At 74.1% G+C, this 6653-nt stretch carries 11 protein-coding genes; 4 read left to right on the plus strand and 7 right to left on the minus strand.

From position 1 onward, the window contains the following. The first annotated feature begins 86 nt into the window (after positions 1 to 86). From AB0637_RS19435 to ribD, 3 genes are read left to right on the plus strand one after another with little or no spacing between them, the layout of a single operon-like run. Positions 87 to 941, plus strand: coding sequence for a class III extradiol ring-cleavage dioxygenase (locus AB0637_RS19435; protein ID WP_366174343.1), 855 nt, complete (start codon positions 87 to 89; stop codon positions 939 to 941). Positions 942 to 953: 12 nt separating this feature from the next. Further along, on the plus strand, positions 954 to 1571 hold the full coding sequence (ribA, locus tag AB0637_RS19440; protein WP_366174332.1) for a GTP cyclohydrolase II: 618 nt from the start codon (positions 954 to 956) through the stop codon (positions 1569 to 1571). Between the two features lie 2 nt (positions 1572 to 1573). After that, positions 1574 to 2623 carry a bifunctional diaminohydroxyphosphoribosylaminopyrimidine deaminase/5-amino-6-(5-phosphoribosylamino)uracil reductase RibD gene (ribD, locus tag AB0637_RS19445; protein ID WP_366174333.1) on the plus strand — a complete coding sequence of 350 codons (1050 nt, stop codon included), beginning with the start codon at positions 1574 to 1576 and terminating at the stop codon, positions 2621 to 2623. Here the strand turns inward: ribD and AB0637_RS19450 are convergent. Then, positions 2601 to 3176 (minus strand): TetR/AcrR family transcriptional regulator, encoded by a 576-nt coding sequence (locus AB0637_RS19450; protein ID WP_366174334.1) that lies wholly within the window; start codon positions 3174 to 3176, stop codon positions 2601 to 2603. The two genes, ribD and AB0637_RS19450, sit on opposite strands and share 23 nt — an antisense overlap. Before the next feature lie 105 nt (positions 3177 to 3281). On the opposite strand from AB0637_RS19450, the gene AB0637_RS19455 reads away from it, so the two are divergent. Continuing rightward, positions 3282 to 4109, plus strand: coding sequence for an alpha/beta hydrolase (locus AB0637_RS19455; protein WP_366174335.1), 828 nt, complete (start codon positions 3282 to 3284; stop codon positions 4107 to 4109). Between the two features lie 108 nt (positions 4110 to 4217). Here the strand turns inward: AB0637_RS19455 and AB0637_RS19460 are convergent, their stop codons facing one another. From AB0637_RS19460 to AB0637_RS19485, 6 genes are all read right to left on the minus strand, one after another. Next, the gene (locus AB0637_RS19460) at positions 4218 to 4793 is read right to left on the minus strand and encodes a hypothetical protein (protein ID WP_366174336.1); all 576 of its coding nucleotides are present in this window, start codon (positions 4791 to 4793) and stop codon (positions 4218 to 4220) included. Then, positions 4790 to 5377: a DUF6286 domain-containing protein gene (locus tag AB0637_RS19465; RefSeq protein ID WP_366174337.1), complete on the minus strand. Its 588-nt coding sequence runs from the start codon at positions 5375 to 5377 to the stop codon at positions 4790 to 4792. The genes AB0637_RS19460 and AB0637_RS19465 overlap by 4 nt, the downstream gene beginning before the upstream one ends. Then, positions 5374 to 5841, minus strand: coding sequence for a hypothetical protein (locus AB0637_RS19470; RefSeq protein ID WP_366174338.1), 468 nt, complete (start codon positions 5839 to 5841; stop codon positions 5374 to 5376). Before AB0637_RS19470 ends, AB0637_RS19465 begins: the two co-directional genes overlap by 4 nt. Next, positions 5834 to 6013, minus strand: coding sequence for a DUF2273 domain-containing protein (locus tag AB0637_RS19475; protein ID WP_366174339.1), 180 nt, complete (start codon positions 6011 to 6013; stop codon positions 5834 to 5836). Before AB0637_RS19475 ends, AB0637_RS19470 begins: the two co-directional genes overlap by 8 nt. A gap of 92 nt (positions 6014 to 6105) precedes the next feature. After that, a complete protein-coding gene (locus AB0637_RS19480) occupies positions 6106 to 6492 on the minus strand; it encodes a hypothetical protein (protein ID WP_366174340.1) in 387 nt (128 codons plus the stop codon). Next, on the minus strand, positions 6489 to 6653 hold a 165-nt coding region (locus AB0637_RS19485; RefSeq protein WP_366174344.1), incomplete at its 5' end, for an Asp23/Gls24 family envelope stress response protein. The genes AB0637_RS19480 and AB0637_RS19485, both read right to left, overlap by 4 nt.

Consider the following 6653-nt stretch of genomic DNA (forward strand, 5'->3'; position numbering starts at 1 on the left):
TCCCAATGCTTGACGCTTCAAGTCCTCGGCTCTACTGTCGATTGAAGCATCAAGTCACGAGGAGAGGGAGGACCCCGGTGTCGATCATGACCCCCGCCGTCCCGGGCGGCGCGTACGACGACTTCCTGGCGGCCGGGCGACCCGCGCTGCGCGACTGGACGCCGGCCGACGGCCCCCTCCCCGCGCTCTACGTCAGCCACGGCGCCCCGCCCGTCTTCGACGACCCGCTGTGGATCCGGCAGCTCTCGGACTGGGCGGTGTCCCTGCCCCGGCCCCGCGGCGTGCTCATCGTCAGCGCGCACTGGGAGTCCGAACGGGCTGTGCTCAGCTCCCCCGAGGCCGCCACCCCGCTCGTCCACGACTTCAGCGGCTTCCACCCCCGGTACTTCCGCATGCGCTACGACACCCCCGACGCCACGGCGCTCGCGGGCCTGGTCGCCTCGCTCCTGCCGGACGACGAACCGCTGCACACGGCCACCCGGGGTCTGGACCACGGGGCCTGGGTCCCGCTCAAGGTCATGTACCCGGACGCCGACATCCCCGTGTTGCAGCTCAGCATGCCGACGCACGACCCGGTCCGGCTGCTGCAGCTGGGCCGCCGGCTGCGCCCCCTGCGGGAACAGGGGGTGCTCGTCGTCGGTTCGGGGTTCATGACGCACGGTCTGCAGTTCGCGACCCGGGAGATGTTCTTGTACAACGACGTGCCGACCTGGTCGCGGGAGTTCGACGCCTGGGTCGCCGACGGTCTCGACCGGGGCGACGTCGACGCGCTGGCCGACTTCCGACACGCCCCCGGGATGCCGTACGCGCACCCCACCGTCGAGCACTACACGCCGCTGTTCATCACACTGGGCGCGGCGACCGACCCGGCCGCCCGGCCGAAGACCGTCATCGACGACTTCCAGATGGGGTTCGCGAAGCGTTCCCTGCAGGTCTCCTGAGAGGAACAGATCGTGACCCAGACACCCGTCGCGACCGTCCGCACCGCCGTCGACGTCCCGCTGCGCTTCGCGGACGGCTACCGCACGACGGCCCGCGTCCACACCTTCGACGGGCTCGTCGACGGCAAGGAGCACCTCGCCCTCTCGCTGGGGAACTGGCAGGGTCGGACCCCGCTCGTGCGCCCGCACAGCGAGTGCCTCACCGGGGACGTCTTCGGCTCCGAGCGCTGCGACTGCGGTCCGCAGTTCCGCGAGGCCGTCGAGCGCATCTCCACCGCCGGCGGCGTCCTGCTGTACCTGCGCCAGGAGGGCCGGGGCATCGGCCTGTACGCCAAGCTCGACGCCTACGCGCTGCAGGACAGCGGCCTGGACACCTACGAGGCCAACGTGGCGCTCGGCCGGGGCGAGGACGAACGCGACTACACCGTCGCCGCGCAGATGCTGGCCGCGCTCGACGTGGAGGGCATCGCCCTGCTGAGCAACAACCCCGACAAGGCCGACCAGCTCGCCGACCACGGCATCGTCGTGGAGCGCCGGGTTCCCACGGGTGTGCACCTGTCGGCGGCGAACGCGCGGTACCTGCGCGCCAAGCGGGACCACACCGCCCACACCCTGGACCTGGCGGGCTGACGGTGGTTCCTCCCCTGCCGGCCGACCCGGTCGACGAGCAGTTCGTCCGGCGCGCCGTCGGCCTGGCCCAGCACGGGTTCGGGACGACCTCCCCGAACCCGGTCGTCGGGTGCGTCGTCGTCGCGGCCGACGGCACGGTCGTGGGGGAGGGGTGGCACGAGCGGGCCGGGGGTCCGCACGCGGAGGTCAACGCGCTCGCCGGCGCGGGCGAGCGGGCGGCCGGCGGGACGGCCTACGTCACGCTGGAACCCTGCAACCACTCCGGGCGGACCGGTCCCTGCGTGGACGCCCTGCTGCGCGCGGGGATCCGTCGCGTCGTCTACGCCGTCTCCGATCCCGGCGCCGTGCAGGGCGGCGGCGCCCACCGGTTGCGGGCCGCGGGGGTCGAGGTCGTCGCCGGTGTCCTGGCCGAGGAGGCCGAACGGGTCAACGAGGCGTGGCTGACGGCCGCGCGGCACGGCCGTCCGCACGTCCTGTGGAAGTTCGCCGCGACGCTCGACGGGCGTTCCGCCGCGGCCGACGGGACGAGCCGGTGGATCTCCTCGGAGGCCTCGCGCGCGCAGGTGCACGACCTGCGCCGGCGCGTGGACGCCATCGTCGCCGGGTCCGGGACGGTGCTGGCCGACGACCCGCACCTCACCGCGCGCTCCGCCGAGGGCGTGCTCGACGAGCGTCAGCCGCTGCGCGTCGTCCTCGACCGGCGGGGTCGCGTCCCCGCGACCGCCCGCATCCTCGACGACGTCGCGCCCACCCACGTCTCGACGGCGGCCACGCCGCGGGACCTGTTGCGGGAGTTGCACTCCCGCGGTGTCGTGTCCGTCCTGCTCGAGGGGGGTCCGACCCTGGCCGGGGCCTTCCTGCAGGCCGGTCTCGTCGACCGCGTCGTCGCCTACGTCGCCCCCGCGCTGCTGGGCGAGGGCCGGGCCGCGCTGGGGCCCGCCGGGGTCGGGACGATCGCGGACGCCCTGCGGCTCGACGTCGACGAGGTCGAGGTCGTCGGCGGGGACGTCCGGCTCTCGGGGCGACCGGTCAGGACGCCCGGTCCCGCCTGACCGCGGCGTCGATGAGCACCTCCGCTGCGGCCCGCGCGTGGTCCGCGACGCGGTCGGCCCCGGTGATGGCCGCCGTCGTCTGGGCTCCCTCGGCGAGCAGCACGAGCTGGGCCGCCAGGGACCGGTCGGCCCCGAGGTCGGCCACGAGGTCCTCGACGTAGCGCGCGAACGCCTGCTTCTGGTCCCGGACGGCCTGTGCCACAGCCGGTGAGACCCCGCCGAGCTCGCCGTAGGCGTTGATGAACGCGCAGCCCCGGAAGTCGTCGCTGCCGAACCAGCCGTCGAGGAAGTCGTAGACGGCGAGCAGGCGCTCGCGGGGGGTCCTCGCCCCCGCCGAGGCCCCGGCGACGCCGTCGTCCCACGTCCGGCTGCGGTGCGCCAGGACCGCCACGACGAGCTCGTCCTTCGACCCGAAGGCCGCGTAGAGCCGTTTGAGCGGCAGACCGGCCTCGGTCCGCACGGCGTCCATCCCCACGGACTGCACCCCGCGGGCGTAGAAGAGCCGGTCGGCGGCCGCGACGACGCGGTCCCGGTCGGTCGTCGCCTCGGTCACGGCCTACCCCCTTGCGCTGAGAACCAACGTTCTCTACTGTACTGGTCATCGGCGGAGAACGCTCGTTCTCCGCGAAGTGAGCAGACGTCCACGAGGGAGACGACCATGGGTTCCATCACCGTCGGCCAGGAGGGCTCGACCCCCGTCGAGCTGTACTACGAGGACCACGGCACCGGTCAGCCCGTCGTGCTGATCCACGGTTACCCCCTCGACGGATCGTCCTGGGAACGGCAGAGCCGCGAACTCCTCGCAGCCGGCCACCGCGTCGTCACGTACGACCGCCGAGGTTTCGGCCGCTCGTCCAAGGTGGAGACCGGCTACGACTACGACACGTTCGCCGGTGACCTGAACACGGTGCTCGAGACGCTCGACCTGCGCGACGTCGTGCTCGTCGGTTTCTCCATGGGCACCGGTGAACTCGCGCGGTACGCCCGTCTGCACGGCACCGACCGGATCGCGAAGTTCGCGTTCCTCGCGTCGCTGGAACCGGGGATGCTCGGCCAGGGCGTCCCCCAGTCGCTGTTCGACGGGCTGGCCGCGCAGGCCCGCGAGGACCGCTTCGCGTGGTTCACGGCGTTCTTCGCCGACTTCTACAACCTCGACGAGAACCTCGGGTCGCGGATCTCCCAGCAGGCCGTCGACGCGTCCTGGAACGTCGCCGCCGGCAGTGCGCCCGTCGCCGCCCACGCCGTGGTCCCCACCTGGATCGAGGACTTCACCGCCGACGTGGCCGCGGTGCGCGAGAGCGGGAAACCCGCGCTCATCGCCCACGGCACCGCCGACCGGACCCTGCCCATCGACGCGACGGGACGCCCGTTCCACGCGGCGTTCCCCGAGGCGGAGTACCACGAGATCGACGGTGCGCCGCACGGCATGCTGTGGACCCACGCTGCCGAGGTGAACGCCGTGCTGCTGCCGTTCGTGCAGCGCTGACGGTCGCGGGAACTCCCGGAGGAACTGCCCGGGAACACGACGACGCCGCGGGGATCCTCTAGGGATCCACCGCGGCGTCCGTCGTCGGCGGGGTGCGCGCGGTGCGCCTCAGAGCACGCGGCTGCTGCGGTCGCTGCGGGCGATGCTCAGCACCACGCGACCGTGGACGTCGTCACGACCGAGGACCGAGCGGGTCTGGGCGCTGATGCTGTTCGCCGCGGCCGCCACCTCGTGCAGGTCGGCCGTCGGTTCGCAGGTGGCGCGCAGTTCCAGGACCAGTTCCCCGCGGTCGGTCAGGGTGCGGCCCTTGGCGGCGCGGACACCGGGGTGGGTCGCCAGCAGGTCGGCGGCCGTGCGGGCCGGGCTGTCGGCGTCCAGACGCAGACGGCCGGAGGCGTCGCTCCCGCTCAGCGTGAGGTCGCCGGTACCGCGGCGCGGCAGGTGGGCCAGCAGCCACCAGATCGCCAGCACGGCCAGGACGACCGCCGCGGCAGCAGCGGCGCCGGCGAACCAGCCGGCGCGGACGGCGTCACCGGCGCCGGAGCCGAGGCGGTCGCCCACCCCCGGGAACACCTGCTTCAGCCAACCGCCCCACCAGGCGATGGCGGCGGCCCCGCCCACGAGGAGGACCAGCCCGAGCAGGAACGTCAGGAACCGGTCGAGTCCCAGGACCTTGCGGCTCATCGGTCGCCGTCCTTCCCGCCCGCGCGGGGCGTGTGCACGTGGAGCTTGACGCGGGGCTGGGGGTCCAGCCCGCTGACGAGAGCGTTGATCGACTGCTCGAGCCGCCCGCGGACGTCCGGCGAGGTGGCCTGCGCGTGGACCTCGAGGGAGCGCCGCGTCGCGGAGCTGCTCGCCTTGAGGACCCCGTCGGTGCCCAGGGCCGCGCTCGTCGCGAGGCGGGCCACGTCGCGGGTGCTGGTGGTGACACCGGCGCCGGCGCCGCTGAGGGTCAGGGAGCGGCGCGAACGGCGGGCGAAGGCGCTCACGAGGAGCCACAGCCCCACGACCACCGCGACGATCCCGACCGCGAGGACGACGGGGGCGGTGCGCTGCAGGCCGTCCAGTCCGCCGGCGGCGGGCTGCAGCCAGCTGCTGCCCGACAGCGTGCCCCAGGAGACGAGGGCTTCCCGGCCCAGGACCACGGCGACCGCGAGGAGCAGGACGGCGAGGACCGGACCGATGGCCCCGATGCGGCCCGCGCCGGTGGGCGCGGAGGCCGGGGTCAACGGCCGGGCGTCCTTGGTCAGGTCGGTGGGGGTGCTCACTGGACCCTCCTTCCGGTGTCGTGGTGGGGCAGGACGTAGCGGTCGACGGTGACGTCGCACGCGTCGACCGTGTAGCCGCCGAGGCGCTGCAGCTGCGACCGGACGTGGTCGCGCACGGAGGCGGCCAGGTCGGCGGCCGGCGTCGGCCACACGGCGGCGACGTGGACGTGCACGCGGACGCGGTCACCGGCGCGGGTGCAGTCGACGCTCGGGAGCGAGCGACCCAGGACGGAGTCGACGGCACCGCTGACGGCCTTGCGGGCCTGGTCGGCGGTCCCGGTCGCGGCGGCGCCGGAGCCGTTGCCGGTCCGGGTGCTGCCGCGGACCTCGGCGGCTGCGTGGGTCGCGATGCGCTCGGCGACGCGGTCGGCGACGTCGGTGCGGCCGCGGGTGCCCGCGTCCGCTCCCGTCGTGTGCGGTGCGGCGGTCGTGCCCTGCGGGCGCAGGGTCTGGGTGTCAGCCACGGCTACGTCCCGGGATGAGCGAGCTGAGGTCGATCCGGCCCTCGAGGTGGGCGCCGATGCCGTAGCCGATGGCGGCGAACAGCAACGCCAGCAGGAACCAGCCGGCGCCGGCGGTGCCGGCGATGAGAGCGAGCAGCAGACCGGCCAGCAGACCGGTGGTGGACGACGACATGGGAACTCCTCGAGAGGCAGTGGTGGGTGGGGTGGGCCACGGGGTCCGTGGGACCTCCCGTGGCCCGTGGCCGTGCGGGCGGTGGGCCCGGGTCAGGCGGTGGGTGCCGTCAGGTCGGCGGCGATGTCCGCGACGTTCACGAGGACGGCGGGGTGGAGACCGGCGGCACCCAACCGCTGGTCGACGGCCGCGTGCACGGCCTGGGCCGTCTCCCGGATCGGGGCGCCCGCGGCGAGGACGACGTGCACCTCGACGGGGTACCGGACGGAACCGTCGGAGCCGAACACCTCGTCGCGCAGGCGGATGCCGGCGACGCGGCGGCCGGGCAGGTAGGTGCCGATCTCGCCGAGGGCACCGGGGTGGAGGTCGCTCACCCCGGGGACGGCGCGGACGACGACGGCGAGGTCGTCGGCCAGGTCCTCGACCGTGGGCCGCTCGCCGAGGGCCGCAGGGCCCGGGGTGGTGTCGGGGCTGGTCACTGGACCCGCGCGACGTGCTTCTCGGCCTCGTCGTCGTCGTCCTCGGGCAGGTGGACGTCGGAGACTTCGAGGTTGACCTCGGTGACCTGCAGGCCGGTCATGCGCTCGACGGAGGCGATGACGTTGCGGCGCACGGCGGAGGCGAGGTCGGCGATGGGGAC

The sequence above is a fragment of the Kineococcus sp. NPDC059986 genome (genome assembly GCF_040702905.1).
Lineage (GTDB): Bacteria > Actinomycetota > Actinomycetes > Actinomycetales > Kineococcaceae > Kineococcus.